This window comes from Hymenobacter monticola (genome assembly GCF_022811645.1).
In the GTDB taxonomy this organism is placed as follows: Bacteria; Bacteroidota; Bacteroidia; order Cytophagales; family Hymenobacteraceae; genus Hymenobacter; species Hymenobacter monticola.
This window is the reverse complement of sequence record NZ_CP094534.1, coordinates 4,166,051-4,184,364: the sequence shown is the minus strand read 5'-3', so window position 1 is coordinate 4,184,364 and position 18,314 is coordinate 4,166,051. Positions and strand designations below refer to the sequence as shown.

Genomic DNA, 18,314 nt, shown 5'->3' with positions numbered 1-18,314 from the left:
TTATGCCGCGCTCCAACATACAGATGCTTTTGGCCGCTGCCGCTCTCCTGCTAGCAGGCACCGGCTGCGAGAAAACCATCGACCTGAAGCTGAACACGTCCGATTCGCAGCTCGTCATCGAAGGCAAGCTGGCCGACGATGGCCAGCCCTGCCAGGTGAGCCTCAACCGCTCGGTGAACTACGCCGAAACTAACGATTTCCCAGCCGTGAGTGGCGCTATCGTCACTCTCACCGATGACACCGGCGCCCGCGAAACACTGCGCGAAACCAGCCCCGGCCAGTACGTAGGGGCCAGCATTCGCGGCGTGGCGGGCCACGCCTACACCCTGCGCGTGGAAACCGGCGGCACGGCATACGTAGCAGTTTCTACCCTGCCCGTTGTCGTACCCTTCGATGTGCTGCGCACCCAACCGGGCATTTTCGACACCAAAAGCATTCAGGCCGTGGTGGAATACAACGACCCGCTGGGCGAAGGCAACAGTTACCTGTTCCGGCAGTACCGCAACGGGCGCCTTAACAAAACCTTCTTCATTCAGAACGACAAGTTTACCGACGGCAAGCGTGTGAGCCAGTCGCTGCGCAACATGGGCGGCGGCGGTACTGCCGATGACCTCGACAAGCTGGCCTCCGGCGACAGCCTGCGCGTGGAAATGCAGAACATCGACCCCAACGTGTACGAGTACTTCCGCACCCTGAACCAGATTCTGCAGAACAACCCCGCCTTCAGTACCACGCCCGCCAACCCGAAATCCAACTTTTCAGGCGGCGCACTAGGTTACTTCAGCGCCCACTCGCGGCGGGTAAAGCGGTTATTGATACCGTAATTGCTGGTTGAAATATCAAGCCGACCCGTTTACCATCATATCATACCAAGTTTGTTTGGTAAGATTGATTTTGACGTTGAAATAGCAGTTGCCGCCGTCCATTACCTCAATTATTTCTTTGGGCACTCCGTTCTTGCTTCTTCCGCAAGAACAATTAACCCAAACTACCTTTTCATTTTTAGCATTTAAAAATGGCACTAACTGCCGCTCATAATTTGCTACGTTAATAAAATAATTTTCTCTTTTGAACTGAATTTCAGGGTGCGCCTTCACCATTTCTTGAAACTCTCTTTCTTGAGTGAGATTATGTTCGGCAACGCATTGTTTTAATAAAACTTCGACACTTCTTAATTCCGCAGTTGAAAGCGCAGTCCCTGTTGCATTTTCAAACCGGTAATGGTCACTATTTTTATCGAATGGCAATACAACAAACATCGTTGTATCAAGTAGCGGCTGTTGTGACTCGGTAGTCAGGTCGACTTTGGTTGCTGTTGTTTTCACAACGTCTTGCGGCTCACCACATGAGAAACACAGGGCGCCAAATGCTGTTTGGCCCAGCAAGGCTATTGTTCGAAGTCGTAGCATGCTTGAAGATGGCAAAATAAAAACCGGCAGGCTCTAAGATAGGCCTGCCGGTTTTATTTGGCTTAATCTAATGCATCAAATCAACCCTTCGCAGTCAGCGTCACATAAGGAATAATGCACTCCTCCAGCGAGATTCCGCCGTGCTGGAACGTGTCCTTGTAGTAGTTCACGTAGTAGTTGTAGTTGTTCGGGTAGGCGAAGAAATAGTCACCAATCGTGAACACATACGCCGTGCTCACGTTTTCGCGCGGCAGGAAAATGCTTTCCGGCTTGCGCACCACGTACACGTCGCGCGAGTCGTCAAAGCCCAGGTTTTTGCCGTGCTTGTAGCGCAGGTTGGTGTTGGTGTTGCGGTCGCCCACAATCTTGTAGGGGCGCTTGCAGCGGATGGTACCGTGGTCGGTGGTGATGATGAGCTTGCCTTTTTTCTCGGCGATGGTTTGCAGCATCTCGTAGAGCGGCGAGTGCAGGAACCACGAGCGGGTGATGCTGCGGTAGGCCGATTCATCGGCCGCCAGCTCGCGTATCATGGCCATGTCGGTGCGGGCGTGCGAGAGCATGTCCACGAAGTTGTACACGATGACGTTGCACTTGTAGTTGTTGTGCAGATTGCTCATCTTGCCCAGCAAGTCCTTGCCGGCCTGCAGGTTGGTCACCTTGTTGTAGCTGTGCTTGTGCTTTTGGTTGTTCTTCTGGAAGTTGATTTCCATGAACTCGGCCTCGTGCAGGTTCTTGCCCTCGTCGTCGTCGTCGGTCACCCACAGATTGGGGTATTTCTTCTGAATCTCGCCCGGCATCATGCCCGAAAAAATGGCGTTGCGCGCATACGCCGTGGTAGTCGGCAGAATGGCGTAGTACATCTCCTCGCTGTCCACCGTAAAAAACTCGGTGATGATGGGTTCCAGCACTTTCCACTGGTCATACCGCAGGTTGTCAATCAGCACGAAGTACACGGGCGTGTCGCCAGTGGCCTTCAGCGTGGGGAACACCCGCTCCTTAAAAAGTTGGTGCGACATGAGCGGGGCGTCTTTGTCGTCGCCGTTCACCCAATCCTCGTAGCTCTCCGTGATGAAGCGGCCGAAATAGGTATTGGCCTCGTCCTTCTGCATGTTGAAGACTTCGGCCATGCTCTTGCCTTCGGTTTCGTTGATTTCCAGCTCCCAGTATACCAGCTTTTTATACACGTCGGCCCACTCCGAAGGCGAGAGGCGGTCGGAGAGCTGCATGCCGAGCTGGCGGAAGTCGCGCTGGTAGCCCGAGTTGGTGGCCTCGCTCACGAGGCGCTTGTTATCGAGCACCTTCTTTACCGACAGCAAAATCTGGCTGGGGTTCACCGGCTTAATAAGATAATCGGCGATTTTGGCACCGATGGCCGACTCCATGATGTGCTCTTCCTCGCTCTTGGTAATCATCACCACGGGCACGGTGGGCCGGATGGCCTTGATTTCGCTCAGCGTTTCGAGGCCGGTGAGGCCGGGCATGTTTTCATCCAGAAACACGAGGTCGTAGCTCTTTTCCTGGATTTCCTCGATGGCGTCGGCGCCGCTGTTGACGGGCGTCACGTCGTAGCCTTTCTCCTTGAGAAACAGCAGGTGCGGCTTGAGCAAGTCGATTTCGTCGTCGGCCCAGAGAATGGTGGTTTGTTGCATAGTGGGGACTTGGGGTCTTGGGGACTTAGGGTCTTGGTTTAGGTTAGTAACGTAAGACGTCCCGAATGGATATAGTAAAACGGCATTGCGTTCGACTACGGATTGATGAGCTTGCTCAAACGGTGCGCCGTAGTTTCGCGTTCAGTCAGGGACAAGCGGCGGGTGCAAATGTTGCCTGTTTTGTGGCCGTCTGCCCGCATTTCTGTTTTCTGCCTGCCGCTCTCTCCCCTTTTGGCCGCCTCTGTGAATAAGAAAAAAATCTTCAACGACCCCGTCTACGGCTTCGTCACCATTCCCACGGAGTTCCTGTTCGACCTCATCGAGCACCGCTACTTTCAGCGGCTGCGGCGCATCCAGCAGCTGGGGCTCACGGGGTTTGTGTATCCGGGGGCGCTGCACACGCGCTTTCACCACGCGCTGGGCGCCATGCACCTCATGAGTCTGGCGCTGCGCACGCTGAAAGACAAGGGCGTGAAGATTTCGGCGGCCGAGGGCGAGGCAGCCATGGCGGCCATCCTGCTACACGACGTGGGCCACGGCCCCCTCTCCCACGCCCTCGAAACCGCCATCTTCCAGGATGTGCCGCACGAACAGGTATCGGTGTTTTTGATGCAGCGGCTCAACGCCGAGTTTCACGGCAAGCTGAGCTTGGCCATTTCGATGTTTGACGGCACCTACGGCCGGCCGTTTTTCCATCAGCTCGTGAGCAGCCAGCTCGACATGGACCGGCTGGACTACCTCAACCGCGACTCCTTCTACACGGGCGTGGAGGAAGGCCGCCCCGGCGCCGACCGCCTCATCAAGATGCTGCGCGTGCACGACGAGCGGCTGGTGCTGGAAGAAAAAGCCGTCTACTCGGTCGAGAATTTTCTGGTGAGCCGGCGCCTGATGTACTGGCAGGTGTACCTGCACAAAACCGTGACCTCGGCCGAGCAAATGGTCATCCGGGTGGTGCAACGGGCCCGCGACCTGGCCCGGCGCGGCGTGGAAGTGCCCGCCAACACCTGCCTAGGCTACTTCCTGGGCCGCGCCGTGAGCCTGGCCGAATTTGAGAAGGATGAGAAAATCCTCAGCCACTTCGTGGAGCTTGACGACTACGATATCTGGTCGGCCATCAAGTCCTGGGCCGGCCACCCCGACGTGGTGCTCAGCTACCTCGCCAAAAGCATCCTGCACCGCAACCTGCTCAAAATTGTGCTGGCCCCCGAGCCCTTCGACGAGGAATTTTGCCTCGGCATCCGCGAGCTTATCGAGGACAAATTCAAACTCTCGCCCGAAGAAGCCGAGTTGCTCATGATTCCCGGCCGCCTGAGCAACAGCGCCTACAACCCCAGCGGCGAGCCCATCGAAATCCTGACCAAAAAAGGCGACGTAGTGAACGTGATGGAAGCCTCCGACCTGCCCAACATCCGCGCCCTCAGCCAGCGGGTGGAGAAGTTTTACATCTGTTACCCGAAGGAGATTGTGTAGAATTTGGTGCTTGGTGCACAGTGCTTGGTGCTTGGTTTTCAATAGGTCAGACTGCTGCACCTAGCATCAGCCCAAGACCAAGCACCAAGCACCAAACACCAAGCACTATTTTTGCCGCCTATGGAATTTACCGTTCAGCAAATTGCCGAGGTGCTTGGCGGCACCGTGGAAGGCGACGCCACCCAGCGCATTTCCAGCCTGGCCAAGATTGAAGAAGCCCAGGCCGGCTCCCTCACCTTTCTCTCCAATGCCAAATACGAGCCGTTTCTATATGAAACCGGTGCTTCCGCCGTCATCGTAGGCCAGGCGCAGGAACTGAAACAAGCCATCAAGCCCACACTCATTCGGGTTGATAATCCTTACACCGCATTTAGCCAGCTGCTCGAGTTTTACGCCCAGGCCACCCGCACCGGCAAGCGCGGCGTCGAAGAGCCTGCTTTCATCGGCAAGTCGTCGGAAATTGGCGCGGGGCACTACCGCGGCGCCTTTTCCTACATCGGCGAGCAGTGCCGGCTGGGCGACAACGTGCTGGTGTTCCCGCACGCCTACATCGGCGACCGGGTGACCATCGGCGAGGGCAGCATCATCCACGCCGGGGCCAAAATCTATCCCGATACCGTGATTGGGAAATTTTGCGTCATCAAGGCCGGCGCAGTGGTGGGCTCCGATGGCTTCGGCTTTGCGCCGCAGCCCGACGGCTCCTACAAGGCCATTCCACAAATCGGCAACGTGGTGCTCGAAGACTACGTGAGCATCGGCGCCAACGCCACCGTGGACTGCGCCACCCTGGGCTCTACCATCGTGCGCACGGGCAGCAAAATTGATAACCTCGTGCAGCTGGCTCACAATGTGGAAATTGGGCGCCACACCGTCATTGCCTCCCAAACCGGCATCGCCGGCTCGGCCAAAATCGGCGACCATTGCGTGCTGGCGGGGCAAGTGGGCATGGCTGGCCACGTCACACTGGCCAACAAAACGACCGTCACGGCCCAATCGGGCGTGGGCAAGAACGTGAAGCAGGAAGGCACCATCCTGCAGGGCTCCACGGCCTTCGATTTCAAGCAAAACCAACGCGCCCAAATCGTGTTCCGGCGCCTGCCCGAGCTCGAACAACGCGTGGCGCAGCTGGAGAAGGCTAAAAACGCAACAGAAAAGCCCTAGCTTTGTGGCTTAGAAGTGAGACCATGAGAAGTGAGAAATGAGAAATGGGCCGTCGCCGTTGGGCAGGGCCATTTCCGTCTCCCCTCTCATCTTCTCACCTCTCACTTCTCACGAGAATGAACGACAAGCAACACACCATTCAGGCGCCCGTGACGGTGCGCGGCATTGGCCTGCACACCGGCGTGGAAGCCACCATGACGTTTTGCCCCGCTCCGGTGGGCCACGGCTTCAAGTTTCAACGCGTGGATTTGCCTGGCCAACCCACCGTGGACGCCGACGTGGACAACGTGGTGGACCTGAGCCGCGGCACCACCATCGAACAAAACGGCGCCCGCGTCAACACCGTGGAGCACACGCTGGCCGCCCTGGTGGGCCTGCAGCTCGACAACGTGCTCATTCAGCTGTCGGGCCCTGAGCCGCCCATTATGGACGGGTCGTCGGCCGAGTTCATCAAGGCGCTGCAAACCGTGGGCCTGCAGGAGCAAAACGCCCTGCGCAACTACTACGAAATTCCGGAAAGCATCCGCTACGTCGATAACGCCCGCGGCGTGGAAATTGCGGCGCTGCCCCTGACCGACTACCGCCTCACGGTGATGGTGGACTACAACTCGCCGGTGCTGGGCTCGCAACACGCCACGCTCACCGACATCGGCTTGTTTAGCGAAGAAATCGCCTCCTCGCGCACGTTCTGCTTTTTGCACGAGCTGGAAATGCTCTACAAAAACAACCTCATTCGCGGCGGCGACCTCTCGAATGCCATTGTGGTGGTCGACCGCGTGGTGAGCGACGACGAGCTGAGCGACCTGGCCAAGATGCTGGGCAAGCCCCGCGTGTCGGTAAAGAAAGAGGGCATTCTTAACAACGTGGACCTGCGCCACAAAAACGAGCCCGCCCGCCACAAGCTGCTCGACCTCGTGGGCGACCTCGCCCTGGTGGGCCGCCCGCTGAAAGGCCAGATTCTGGCCGCCCGGCCCGGCCACGCGGCCAATGTGGCCTTCGCCAAGAAAATTAAGAAGAAGATGCTCGAAGCCCGGAGCAATCCGGTGCCGGCCTACGACCCCAGCCGCGAGCCGGTGATGGACATCAACCGCATCATGCAGGTGCTGCCCCACCGCTACCCCTTCCTGCTGATTGACAAGGTGATTCACCTCGACGACCAGGTGGTGACGGCCGTGAAAAACGTGACCATGAACGAGCCCTTCTTCCAAGGCCACTTCCCCGGCAACCCGGTGATGCCCGGCGTGATGCAGATTGAGGGCCTGGCCCAAACCGGCGGCATCCTGGTGATGAACACCGTGTCGGACCCCGAAAACTACTGGCAGTACTTCCTCGGCATTGAGAATGCCCGCTTCCGCAAGCGCGTGCTGCCCGGCGACACCATCGTGTACAGCTGCCAGCTGCTGGCGCCCATCAAGCGCGGCATCGCCAAGATGCGCGGCCAGGCTTTCGTGAATGGCAAGGTGGTGTGCGAAGCCGAAATGAGTGCCGCCATCGTCCGCAAGGATGCCTAATTTGAATTACTAATGAAGAGTGAAGAATGAAGAATTAGTTCTACTTGTCGGTCGTCCAATTCCTCATTCTTCATTTCTCATTCTTCATTACCCTACAGAATGCTTTCCCCTCTCGCCTCCATTCACCCCGATGCCCGCCTGGCGGAAGGCGTCACCGTTGACCCGTTTACGACCATTGCGGCGGACGTTGAGATTGGAGAAGGCACTTGGATTGGGCCCAACGTTACCATCATGAACGGGGCCCGCATCGGGGCGCACTGCCAGATATTTCCGGGCGCCGTGGTGGCGGGCATCCCGCAGGATTTGAAGTTTGCCGGCGAGCAGACCACGGCCCATGTAGGCGACTACACCGTGCTGCGCGAGTACGTGACCGTGAACCGCGGCACCGTGGAACGCGGCGAAACCCGCGTGGGCGCCCACTGCCTGCTGCAAGCCTACGTGCACGTGGCCCACGACTGCCTCATCGGTGACCATTGCGTGATTTCGGGCGCCACCCAGATTGCCGGCCACGTCACCATCGGCGACTGGGCCATTGTGGGCGGTGGCACGCTGGTGCAACAGTTCGTCAACATTGGGGCCCACGCTTTCATTGGAGGCGGCTCACTGGTGCGCAAAGACGTACCGCCCTACGTGAAGGCCGCCCGCGAGCCCCTCACCTACGCGGGCATCAACTCGGTGGGCCTGCGCCGCCGCGGCTACGACGACGAGCAGGTGTACGCCATCCAGAACCTGTACCGCCTGCTGTACCTGGGCGGACTGAATACCCAGGAGGCCCTGGGCCGCATCGAACTGGAGATACCCGCCTCAACCGAGCGTGACTTTGCCATCGATTTTATTCGGTCGGCCTCGCGCGGCATCATCAAAGGCCCCAGCAAGCGCAAGCGCGACGACGAGGAAGGGGAATAATTCGCATTTAACAATTATCAATTAACATTTAATACGCTAATGGCCCGCCCGGCTCAGGCGTGTTGAATGATGAATGTTAAATGAATATTGAAGCCACCAACCTGGGCAAGCGCTTTCAACGCGACTGGATTTTCCGGGGCCTTACGCGGGTATTTCGGCCGGGCAGCGCCACGGCCGTGCTGGGCCCCAACGGCGCGGGCAAAAGCACGCTGCTGAACACGATTTCGGGCCAATTACTGCCGACGGAGGGTACGTTAACCTACACGTTGGCCGGCCACCCCGTGGCAGTAGAGGACGTGCCGCATTACCTGGCCTATGCTGCCCCCTACCTGGAGCTGCTGGAGGAACTGACGCTGCTGGAGCTGCTGCAGTTTCACACCCGGTTCAAGCCCCTGCAGCCCGGCGTGTCGCTCGATAGGCTTATCGGCATCATGTACCTCGAAAAAGGCCGCCACCAGCTGGTGCGGGAGTTTTCCTCGGGCATGAAGCAGCGGCTTAAGCTGGGGCTGGCGCTTTATGCCGCCGCGCCGCTGCTGCTGCTCGACGAGCCCACCACCAACCTCGACGCCACCGGCGTGGCCTGGTACCAGGAACACGTGCAGGCCACCCGCGCCGGCCGCACGCTCCTGCTCAGCTCCAACGTCCCGGCCGAGTATGCTTTTTGTGATGAGGAGCTGCTGGTGACGGATTTTCAGAAGCGGTAGGCTTGTAGCGCGGTGTCTGCAGCCCGCGTTACGGCCTCGTTAGTCAGCCTTTGCGAGCCGCATGGCCAAAACCTCAATATCGGCCCGACGGGCCAGCACGGCCAGCCATTCGGCCGGGATGCCGGCTTCGCTATATGCCAGCCCGGCCAGCCCGCCGGCTACAGCGCCAGTGGTGTCGGTGTCGTCGCCTAGGTTCACAGCGGCCAGCACGGTGGCGGCGTAGCTGTCGTGTTTCAGCAGGCACCACAGGGAAGCTTCCAGGGTATGTACCACGTAGCCGGTCGATTTAACCTCCTGTTCGGTAAGATTAGCTAAGCTTCCGTCAAAGAATGTGTTGTATTTGGGCCACTCGTAGAAAACAGGGCCTTTGGCCTGGTTATGTAGCCAGTTGTAACTTTCGGTTCTGGCTTGTTTGATGGATGCTGCGGGGCTTAGCCCGCGCAACAGCCCCCGCGCCACCAGCAAGTGCACAAAACAGCCCAGCGTGGAACGCGGGTGGCCGTGCGTCACACTGGCTACGGCTTCGGTAAGTGCCCAGGCGGCATTTAAGTCGAGGCTTTCTGCCCGCCACGTTTCGTGAAAGGACAGGGGCAGAATGCGCATTAGCGCGCCGTTGCCATTGTCGAATTCGGAGCGTGGGCCCGCTTTGGTGGGCTCTGTTCCGCGTTGCAGACGGTCGATGGCCACGCGGGTGGCATTGCCCACATCGAAGGTTTCGCCGTGAGCTGTCCAATAGGAATTATAGAGCCAGTTGATGCTGCGACGGGCAAAGTCGTTCAAATCGGGCAGTCCGGTGCGACCGCCGGGCCGGGCCAGCGTTTCGGCCAGGCAAAAAGTTAGCGACGAATCGTCGGACCAGGTACCGGCGGGCTGGCCGTGGGTCCCGTAAGCGCGCATGCCGGTCACGGGGTCTTGCTGGCGGGCGGTGCGGGGCGCAAATTCGACGGGCACGCCCAGGGCGTCGCCCACGGCCAAGCCCAGCAGGGCGGCGCGGGCAGCAGATGGAAGGGAAGCTTGCATGGGTGCAAGGTAGATGCGTGGCTACATAAACAGCTTGATGAACGTGTTCCAGAACCAGCTTTTTTCGGCCTGCATGAGCCGGGAAAGCAGTTTGTCCGACGCATTGGCCAGCTGCTGGATATCGGCAAGCGCCGTGTGAAAGGCGCGGTAGTCGGCATCGGCGGGGTCGCCGGGCAGGGCGGCCAGCTGGTCGATGCTGCGCTTCATCTGGTCGAGCTCGCGGCGCTTGCGAGCCCGGATGATGCAGCGCGTGACTTGCAGCATGTCTTTTTCGGCCACGAAGAACTCGCGGCGCTCGCCGGGGCGCAGCTCTTTGTAAATCAGGCCCCAATCGAGCAGCTCGCGCACCGTCATGCTGGCGTTGCCGCGCGATATTTTCAGTTGGGCCATCAGCTCCTCGGTGCTCAGGGCTGTGGGGCTCACCAGCAGCAGGGCGTGCACCTGGGCCAGCGTTTTGCTCACGCCCCAGCTGGCCCCGGTCACGCCCCAGGTGTGAATGAATTGAGCTTTGGCTTCGGCCAGTGCGGGCGTGGAAGCGGTAGAATCAACAGCCATATTATTTTAAGATTGCAGCGGCAGCAAGTCCTTCACCGCCGCTTCGCAAGTAGAAAACGTAAAGTCGAACCCCAATTCCAGCAGCCGCTGTGGATACACTTTGCGGCTTTTCAGAATCAGCTCGGTTTCGGTGCGCAAAAGAAATGCGCCGATTTCCAGCAGCCATTTGGGTTGCGGCAGGCGCAGCAACGGGCGCAACTCATGGCACAGCAAGGTATTGAAATCCCGATTTGTCAGTGGGTTCGGCGCGCACACATTGAAAGCCCCTGCTTCTTCTGTTTCGGTGGCCAGAAACTCGACGGCGCGGCAAAAGTCCTGGATGTGCAGCCAGCTCACCCACTGCTGCCCGGTGCCTTGTGGGGTGCATAGGCCCAGCCGCGCCAGCCTGGCCATCACCGGAAAGGCCCCGCCGTCGCGGCCCAGTACAATGGAGGTGCGCAGGGCCACCTGGCGGGTACGGGGCGTGAGGCAGTCCCGGAAAGCCTGTTCCCAAGCGGTGGCCACTACCACCGAAAAGCCGGTTCCGATGCGGCCGCTGGCTTCTGTATTGGCGGGCTGTGCGCCTTGCGTATCGGCATAAATGGTGGCCGTGGATGAATTCAGCCACACTTTGGGCGGCACGGCGCAGGCGGCCACTGCCTGGCCCAGCACGCGGGTGCTTTCCACGCGGCTGGCAATTATTTGGCGTTTGTTTGCCTCGTTGTACCGACAATCGACGGTGCGGCCGGCCAGGTTTACCAGCACGTCGGCGCCCTCTAGCTCGGCGGCCCACGGGCCCAGCGTCCGGGTATCCCACCGCACCGAATCGGGACCCGGCGCCACCGTCCGCCCAATGGTTACCACGCGGTAGCCGCGTTGCTGGAAGTGTAGGCCCAAGTGACGACCCAAAAACCCATTGCCGCCGACGATGACTATTTTCAGTTGTTTCATGTTGCTGCACGTTGGCCTTGGTGGGCACGCCGCCCGCCAGTTCGTTCCGGAGCGTTGCCTTTAGACGAGGCAAATGTATCACAAGTTTCAATAATTATTGAAACTTGTGATACATAATTTCAGGCTCTGTGCCTACTCCGGGGCTGCAGGACTTCTATTGAACCCCCTCATAGAACTGGCGGCGCACCCGCAGCAGAAGCTGCTCGGCCACTTCCTTTTCAGGCATGGCTGGCAAGTGGGAGCTGGCAAATGCCGTTTCGACCCGCTGCACCAGCTTCTCGGCCTCGGCAACCAATTCTTCGTAGTCGAATTCTCCTCGTCGAATTTGCAGCAAAAACTCGCGGTTGGGACGGCGAACGTGCACCTCTCCATCCTGCGCAATTTCCTCGGCCATTTGCAGCAACCGGAATACGTGCAGCATATTTTTGGCATCATAGTTTTTGCCGTGCTGCACAGTGTTCTGGTAGCGCTCGGCATTGCGCTTTTCCACCCACTCCCAATACTCGCGAAATACGCGGCAGTAGGTGCTGTAGCCGTTGCGGTTAAACGACAGATAAGCCACGGGCTCCTCCCCTTTCGGCACGGCCGAGAGCAGCACGTCCTGCGAGGTTTCGGGGTCGCGCACGAGGCCGCGGTAGCCGTGGTGGCGCTCCGGCATGGCATCCACGAACATGGCGTACAAATCGCTAAGGTGCGGCACGTTGGCCAGGCCGCACTGCGCCATGTCGTAGCCCTTGCGCGCCAGCCAGGCGGCCACCGGCTGCGCCCCCGCCCCGACGGTTACGTAGCAGAAATCCAGCACCGATTTGCGGGCCGGCGGCTCTGGGTGGTTGATTTTTTTATTCAGGCCCTTGGCTTTGCGAATTTGCGCCACGGCGTATTCGGCAAAGCTTTGGCGGCAAAGCTTGGAAAGAAAATCGGCCGCGTTGAATTGCTCAAAAATCGGGTGTTTGTAAATAACACAATCGGCGGGCGTGCCCAATAATTCTAAGACCGTTGGGTTATTTTTCAATAGCAGCTCTACAAAGCGGCGCAATTCATAAAATACCTCGTCGTTGGTTTCATTGGCCACCTGCGGCACATAGTCGAGCCCAAAAAACCGGTCTTTGGGCAGGATAAATACGCCTTTTAAATCGGTATCGGAGTGCGGCAAATTGGTGCCGTAGGCCCGGCTGCCGCTGATGGCTTCGAAAATAATTAATTTCTGCGCCCGTAAATCTGCGATGGTCAGCATGGCTTGTCTATTATTTAAAAGGCCGCAAATGCCTCGCTAAGCAGCGCTTGAAACAAGGTGTCTAATTCTCCGGCCACGGCGCCTGGCCGCAGTACCGGCAAGGTTTCGCGCGCCGCCTGGCCAGCCGCGAGCTCGGCTTGCAGAAATTCCACCAGCGCGGCCGGATTTGGAACCACGCTTTTCTCGTTGGCATCGGCCTTGCGAAGCAATAATTCGTTCACATCGCCCTGCCGCGCCGCCGGTAATAATGCACGCAGCGGAGCAAACTCCATGGGCGGCAGCATATGTCGTTCCCGAATCCAGCGGGCAGCCAGCGCTGAGCGCAAGGCGTAAAACAACCTTTTGAGGCGAATTTCTTCCCCGGCCAGGTCTTCTTCTACCCCGCGCCGCAGCTGGCCCAGGTAGTGGTGCAGGCCGGCTTTCAGGTTGAAGGCGGCGGGCAGCAGGGCCGCCAGCCGCGCCTGGAAGTCCAGCGCCTCGTGGTACACCACCGGCGACTGCAGCCACTCGAAAAGGGCGGCGTTGGAGGCGCGCAGCAGGCGTAAGGCTTTGCGTAATTCCCAACCGGCGAGGTCCAGCTCGTCATCGACCGGAAAATTGAGCGTGTCACGGCCTTCGTCAAGGGTGAGGTACCAGGCCGGCGGGTGGCAGTAGATAAAGCGCACATCAAAGTCCGAATCGGGGGAGGGAAAGCCCCAGGCGCGGCTGCCCGATTCGCAGGCGTAGAGAATACAGATGCCGTGGGTGGCTTCCAGCTGGCGGAGGGCAGTTTGAATGCGGGTGAGCATGACTGTTAAAGTGTTATTTAATAAGACTGCGCAGCGCAATGGAAGGCTATGAAAATTGCCGGAGCCGCTGCATGTTGCTCCGGTATAAATGTATTGCGCTATGAATTTGACAAAGGCCAATGGCTCCCTTACAGCCCCGGCACCAGCCAAGAAACCAAGACGGCTTTTATTTACGGGCAAATTCTTTCCTAACAGGGTTTCAACGCCTGCATTTTCTACAAAAATGGCCTGCCGCATTTCACTATTCGTCTTGCTACTGTGCTGCGGCACTGCTTTTAGGTCGCCGGGCCAGTCGGTGGCACAGGAATTATTCAAACTCTACGGAGCCGGGCAGTTGGATGCCGTCATTGCCCGCGGCGCGCAGGAGTTGAAGGCGGGCGGGGGCGGCGAGCAGCCCCTGGTGAACCAAGCGGTGGGCCGGGCCCACGCCGACAAAGACGACTTTGAGGCAGCTATTCCCTACCTCCTAAAAAGCGCCACGGCTGCCAATGCCACGCCCGACGTGAAAGCCTGGGGCCAGGCCTACCTGGGCACCTGCTATTATGGCCTGCAGGACTATGGCCGCGCCAAAACGGCCCTCGAAGCCGCCGTGGCGGCCAATGCCACCCGAAACGCCACGGCCTACGCCAGCAAGCGCCTGGGCATGCTGCGCGGCCGGGAAGCGGCCACCAAGTGGCAAACGCTGGAAACCACGCATTTCAGCTTCCACTTCCAGGCGCCCAAAAACCTGGGCACGTCGCCGGAAGCTTTTGCGGCCCTGCACGAGCAGGCCTATGAAGCCAACAACCGCTTTTTTCAAGCCACGCTGCCGCGCAAAGTCGATTTTTACGTATGGGACGACCGCGCCGACGCCCTGCGGGTGCTCGGCCAGCCGTTAGGCTTCACGCAGGCCAATTTCCTCACCATCCACGCCATGCGGGACCAAACCCGGGGCCACGAAATTGCCCACCAGTTGATGCATTTCGGCCTGCGCCCCACCCAGCAACGCCCCCTCATCAGCGAAGGCATTGCCGTGTGCTTCGACCAAAGCGGCGCCAACCGCCTGCAAACGGCCCGGCAAGCCGCAGCCAGCCCCATAGACGTCTGGCGCATGTGGGAGCAGCCCAACGCTTATTCCGAACGGCAACTGTACGCCGTAGGCGGGGCGCTGATCGAATACCTGTTGGCCCACGCCCCCGAAGCCCAGGTAAAGCAGCTGCTCCGCGAGCAAACGCCGCAGCTCGGGCGGCAGCTGTTCAGCCAGCAGGTGGCGGATTTTGAAAAGGAGTTGGCCAGCGGCGCGGTTTCTGCTACGCAGCCCGCCTTTCCCGCTCCGGCGAAGGTGGATGCTGCCAAAGTCAACGCTGTGGTAGAACGCACAAACAAGGCCGACAAATACTACAACGTCCTGATTTTGCTGAACGGCGTCCCGATTTCCGCGCCGCAGATGAAGCAGCTCGACCCGCAGAAACTGCGGAACATGAAGGTACTGCACACCAAGGAGGAAATGCAGGCCTACACGGATGTAGAGGTGAGTGCGGTGATTCTGTTGCTGACGGCGAATTCAGGAAGTGAATAGTCTCAGCTTGCTTCGTAAGCTAATTCAATCTTCTGCCACTGCAAATACATTTAATAATTCAAATTGATGGAAACAATCAAACTATACAAAAAGCAGCATGACACCCTTTACTACTGGCAAGCATGGAGCAGAACTCTTAAAGCCGGAGTAATTAACCAAGGAATAGTAGGCGAAGTAGGCCCGAAAGAAGTCATCAGAGCCAAGAACAAAACAGAATTTGAAGTATTAATTCAAGAGAGAATTAATGCTGCACGACAGGAAGGATTTTCAGAAGCTACAACAGAAGATATTCTCGTCATTGAATACGAGGCTGAGAATATGACTGCCAACAAATTGAAGAAGCTTCACCGCTTGGGCGACCATCTTGACTATTTGGTCGGCTATACTGGATTAGGTGCGTTTGATGGTAACGGCTATGGTTTTGGGAAGATGGACGTGAGTGTGACCGTAGTTAATTTTGAAATTGCGAAAAGAGTCATCGCCGCAGATTTAGCAGATACTATATTTGGCAATTACCTCAGCATCAATAAGGTAGATTTGGAGGAGACTGACGAAGACTAGCACCACCTATGCGTGGACTCGCAGAGTCCACGCTACAAATCACAGCCGCGGGTCCACGGCCTCGCTTTCCAGCGCCAATACACCGAAGACGCACTGATGCACCCGGCGCAAGGGCTGGCCGGCCACGAAGCGTTCCAAGCCTTCGACGCCGAGGGCGAATTCACGCAGGGCGAGGTTGCGCTTGGCTTTCACGTTGCGCTGGCGGAGGCGGTCGAGGTGGCCGGGCAGCAGGTAGTCGGGGCCGTAGATGATGCGCAGGTACTCGCGGCCCCGGCATTTGAGGGCGGGCTGGAGCAGGCCGCCTTTGCCCTGGGGCACGAAGTCGTAGGGCTTCACCACCATGCCTTCGCCCCCGGCGGCGGTGAGGTCGGTCCACCACTGGATGGCGGCTTCGACTTCGGCGGGGTCCTGGAGGGGGACGACGCGGTAGGGCGTGGCGCGGAGCAGACCGGGGTCGGCCAGGGCGAGGGTGCGCAGGGTTTCCATGTGCCAGGCGTGGTCGCGGTCGAAGTAGGTGCGGCCTTCGGTGGCGAGCAAGTGGAAGGGCGCCAGCTTGAGGTCGTCGAGCGAGAGGACGGGCCAGCAGTAGCGGCGGTAGGCATCGGCGTAGTGGGCGGCGGCTTGGTGGCGGGCGGTGGTACGGGCCAGGAGGGCTTCGGCGCCGTCGAGGTTGCGGGCGGCGGCTTCGGCGAGGGCGGCTTCGACCTGGGGCAGGGCAGCGAGGGCAGCGGCGGCCACGGCGGCGTACTGGTTTTTCACCAGCTCCTGGGCTTTGGCTGACCAGGGCAGCAGCTCGGCATCGAGGCAGACCCAGTCGGTGTCGAATTTCTCCCAGAAGCCGGCGGTGCTCAGGGCGTCGCGCAGGCGGGCGAGGAAGGCGGTTTCGAGGACAGCATCGGTGAAGAAGTTGCGGCCGGTGCGGGTGTAGACCTTGCCGATGCCCTCGCCCACGAGGCCGAGGCGGCGCTGGATGGCGGCTTCGTCGCGGCCCAGCACCACGACCACGCGGCTGCCCATGTGCTTTTCTTCGCACACCACGCGCTCCACGCCGAGGCGCTTGTAGTAGTCGAAGGCTTCGGCGGGGTGTTCGAGCAGGTCGGGCAGAGCCGAGGTTTCGGTGGGCGACATGGTGGGCGGCAGGTACAGCAGCCACTTGGGGTGTAGGCCGAAGCGCGACATCACCTCCAGGGCGGCCACGGAGTTTTCCTCGCGGATGGTGACGCCGCGCATCAGCCGGGTTTCAATGAACTGCTTGCCGGTAACGTCGCGTATATCGAGCAGGTCGTCGTTTTCGTGCTGGGCCGAGTTGGTGTTTGGTGCTTGGTGCTCGGTGCTTGGAGTATTTTCAAGCTCGGCTTGCTGCTGGAGGGCGCGGTAGTTGAGCGGGCGCACGGGCTCGCAGTAGACCTGGGCGGCGGGCACAGCCACGAGTTCGCGCTCGGGGTAGCGCAGGGCGGTGAGGCGGCCGCCGAACACGCAGCCGGTGTCGAGGTCGATGGTGTTGTTGAGCCATTCGGCATCGGGCACGGGCGTGTGGCCGAAGGCCACCATGGCGCGGCCTCGGTACTCGCAGGCCCATTCGTAGCGCACGGGCAGGCCGAATTCGTCAATCTCGCCGGTACTTTCGCCAAACAGCGCGAAGGCCCGCACGGCGCCCGAGCCGCGCCCCTGCATCTCCTCGGTGAGGCCGGCGTGGGCTACCACCAGCTTGCCGCCGTCGAGCACGTAGTGGCTCACCAGGCCGTCGAGGAAGCGCCGCACCTCACTTTTGAAGGCTTCGGGCTCGGTTTCGAGCTGGGCCAGGGTTTCGGCCAGGCCGTGGTTGACGGTGACTTTCTTGCCGTTGAGGTGGCGCAGGAGCTTGATGTCGTGGTTGCCGGGCACGCAGAGGGCGATGCCGTCGCGCACCATGCTCATCACGAGGCGCAGCACCTGCGGGGAGGCCGGGCCGCGGTCCACGAGGTCGCCGAGGAAAACGGCTTTGCGGTGACCCCACCCCCCGGCCCCCTCCCCTCCGGGAGAGGGGGAGCCAGACGATTCGCTGGTTAGGTCACTTGCGGTTGGTAATTCTTCTTGTTCGAAACCAGCCTGTCCAAAAGCAACGGCCTGCTGACGCTCGGCTCCCCCTCTCCCGGAGGGGAAGGGGCCGGGGGGTGGGGTTACGCGCACGCCCAAATCCCGCACGTCCGTAATCGGCTCTTCCGTAATCTGATAACCCAGTTTCTCCAGCAGCGCACGCAGCTCCGTGTAGCAGCCGTGGATGTCGCCGATGATGTCGAAGGGGCCGGTTTCTTCCTTGCGGTTGTTGTAGAGCCGGTCGCGGGTGATGCTTTGGATGGCGTCAATTTCGCCCACGTTGCGCAGGTGGTGGATGTGCCGAAATCCTTCCTCTTTCAAGCTACGCAGGCTCCGGCGCAGGTCCTGGCGGTGGCGGGCCACCACGTGCGGGCCCATGTGGCGCCGGTCGGGGCGGCCGGCGTTGCGCTCGTGGGCCACGCTTTCCGGCACGTCGAGCACGATGGCCACGGGCAGCACGTGGTACTGCCGGGCCAGGGCCACCAAGGGCTTGCGGCCCTCGGCCTGCACGTTGGTGGCATCGACCACGGTGAGCAGTCCGCGCTTCAGGCGCTTGGCCACCAGGTAGTGCAGCAGCTCAAAAGCGTCCTTGCTGGCCGATTGGTCGTTTTCATCGTCGGCCACCAGGCCCCGGCAGGCATCGGAGGACACGATTTCCGTGGGCTTGAACAAGCGCCGCGCAAACGTGGACTTGCCTGCGCCCGTGCTGCCGATGAGGAGGATAAGGGAGAGTTCGGGGAGCTTGAGGGTATCTTGGGGCATTGGAAAGGAATCGGCGTAAA

16 protein-coding genes are annotated in these 18,314 nt (G+C 59.7%); 8 read left to right on the top strand and 8 right to left on the bottom strand.

Going from position 1 to position 18,314, the window contains the following annotated elements:
- The first annotated feature begins 23 nt into the window (after positions 1-23).
- Positions 24-824 (top strand): DUF4249 domain-containing protein, encoded by an 801-nt coding sequence (locus MTP16_RS17365; RefSeq protein ID WP_243512232.1) that lies wholly within the window; start codon positions 24-26, stop codon positions 822-824.
- Between the two features lie 15 nt (positions 825-839).
- On the opposite strand, the gene MTP16_RS17360 is transcribed toward MTP16_RS17365, so the two are convergent.
- A complete protein-coding gene (locus MTP16_RS17360) occupies positions 840-1,409 on the bottom strand; it encodes a hypothetical protein (RefSeq protein ID WP_243512229.1) in 570 nt (189 codons plus the stop codon).
- Between the two features lie 80 nt (positions 1,410-1,489).
- On the bottom strand, positions 1,490-3,058 hold the full coding sequence (gene porX / locus MTP16_RS17355; protein ID WP_243512227.1) for a T9SS response regulator signal transducer PorX: 1,569 nt from the start codon (positions 3,056-3,058) through the stop codon (positions 1,490-1,492).
- A 243-nt stretch (positions 3,059-3,301) separates the two neighbouring features.
- Between porX and MTP16_RS17350 the strand changes: the two genes are divergently transcribed.
- The 5 genes from MTP16_RS17350 (at position 3,302) to MTP16_RS17330 (ending at position 8,810) form a co-directional block, all read left to right on the top strand.
- Positions 3,302-4,528: an HD domain-containing protein gene (locus MTP16_RS17350; protein WP_243512226.1), complete on the top strand. Its 1,227-nt coding sequence runs from the start codon at positions 3,302-3,304 to the stop codon at positions 4,526-4,528.
- Positions 4,529-4,648: 120 nt separating this feature from the next.
- Positions 4,649-5,689: a UDP-3-O-(3-hydroxymyristoyl)glucosamine N-acyltransferase gene (gene lpxD / locus MTP16_RS17345; RefSeq protein ID WP_243512224.1), complete on the top strand. Its 1,041-nt coding sequence runs from the start codon at positions 4,649-4,651 to the stop codon at positions 5,687-5,689.
- A 116-nt stretch (positions 5,690-5,805) separates the two neighbouring features.
- Positions 5,806-7,200, top strand: a complete 1,395-nt coding sequence (locus MTP16_RS17340; protein ID WP_243512222.1) for a bifunctional UDP-3-O-[3-hydroxymyristoyl] N-acetylglucosamine deacetylase/3-hydroxyacyl-ACP dehydratase — start codon at positions 5,806-5,808, stop codon at positions 7,198-7,200.
- A gap of 99 nt (positions 7,201-7,299) precedes the next feature.
- On the top strand, positions 7,300-8,106 hold the full coding sequence (gene lpxA / locus MTP16_RS17335; RefSeq protein WP_243512219.1) for an acyl-ACP--UDP-N-acetylglucosamine O-acyltransferase: 807 nt from the start codon (positions 7,300-7,302) through the stop codon (positions 8,104-8,106).
- 80 nt (positions 8,107-8,186) lie between these two features.
- On the top strand, positions 8,187-8,810 hold the full coding sequence (locus MTP16_RS17330) for an ABC transporter ATP-binding protein (protein ID WP_243512217.1): 624 nt from the start codon (positions 8,187-8,189) through the stop codon (positions 8,808-8,810).
- A gap of 39 nt (positions 8,811-8,849) precedes the next feature.
- Here the strand turns inward: MTP16_RS17330 and MTP16_RS17325 are convergent, their stop codons facing one another.
- The 5 genes from MTP16_RS17325 to MTP16_RS17305 all read right to left on the bottom strand — a co-directional run bounded on the left by MTP16_RS17325 (position 8,850) and on the right by MTP16_RS17305 (position 13,337).
- A complete protein-coding gene (locus MTP16_RS17325) occupies positions 8,850-9,830 on the bottom strand; it encodes an ADP-ribosylglycohydrolase family protein (RefSeq protein ID WP_243512215.1) in 981 nt (326 codons plus the stop codon).
- Between the two features lie 21 nt (positions 9,831-9,851).
- Positions 9,852-10,385: a GbsR/MarR family transcriptional regulator gene (locus tag MTP16_RS17320; RefSeq protein ID WP_243512213.1), complete on the bottom strand. Its 534-nt coding sequence runs from the start codon at positions 10,383-10,385 to the stop codon at positions 9,852-9,854.
- Between the two features lie 6 nt (positions 10,386-10,391).
- Complete coding sequence (locus MTP16_RS17315; protein ID WP_243512211.1) at positions 10,392-11,315, bottom strand: TIGR01777 family oxidoreductase; 924 nt, start codon at positions 11,313-11,315, stop codon at positions 10,392-10,394.
- A 154-nt stretch (positions 11,316-11,469) separates the two neighbouring features.
- Positions 11,470-12,549, bottom strand: coding sequence for a nucleotidyltransferase domain-containing protein (locus tag MTP16_RS17310; RefSeq protein WP_243512207.1), 1,080 nt, complete (start codon positions 12,547-12,549; stop codon positions 11,470-11,472).
- A 14-nt stretch (positions 12,550-12,563) separates the two neighbouring features.
- The gene (locus MTP16_RS17305; protein WP_243512205.1) at positions 12,564-13,337 is read right to left on the bottom strand and encodes a nucleotidyltransferase domain-containing protein; all 774 of its coding nucleotides are present in this window, start codon (positions 13,335-13,337) and stop codon (positions 12,564-12,566) included.
- Between the two features lie 223 nt (positions 13,338-13,560).
- Between MTP16_RS17305 and MTP16_RS17300 the strand changes: the two genes are divergently transcribed.
- On the top strand, positions 13,561-14,895 hold the full coding sequence (locus MTP16_RS17300) for a hypothetical protein (RefSeq protein ID WP_243512202.1): 1,335 nt from the start codon (positions 13,561-13,563) through the stop codon (positions 14,893-14,895).
- Between the two features lie 66 nt (positions 14,896-14,961).
- Positions 14,962-15,456, top strand: coding sequence for a hypothetical protein (locus MTP16_RS17295; protein ID WP_243512200.1), 495 nt, complete (start codon positions 14,962-14,964; stop codon positions 15,454-15,456).
- 39 nt (positions 15,457-15,495) lie between these two features.
- On the opposite strand, the gene MTP16_RS17290 is transcribed toward MTP16_RS17295, so the two are convergent.
- A complete protein-coding gene (locus MTP16_RS17290) occupies positions 15,496-18,294 on the bottom strand; it encodes a polynucleotide kinase-phosphatase (RefSeq protein WP_243512197.1) in 2,799 nt (932 codons plus the stop codon).
- Positions 18,295-18,314: the final 20 nt, after the last annotated feature.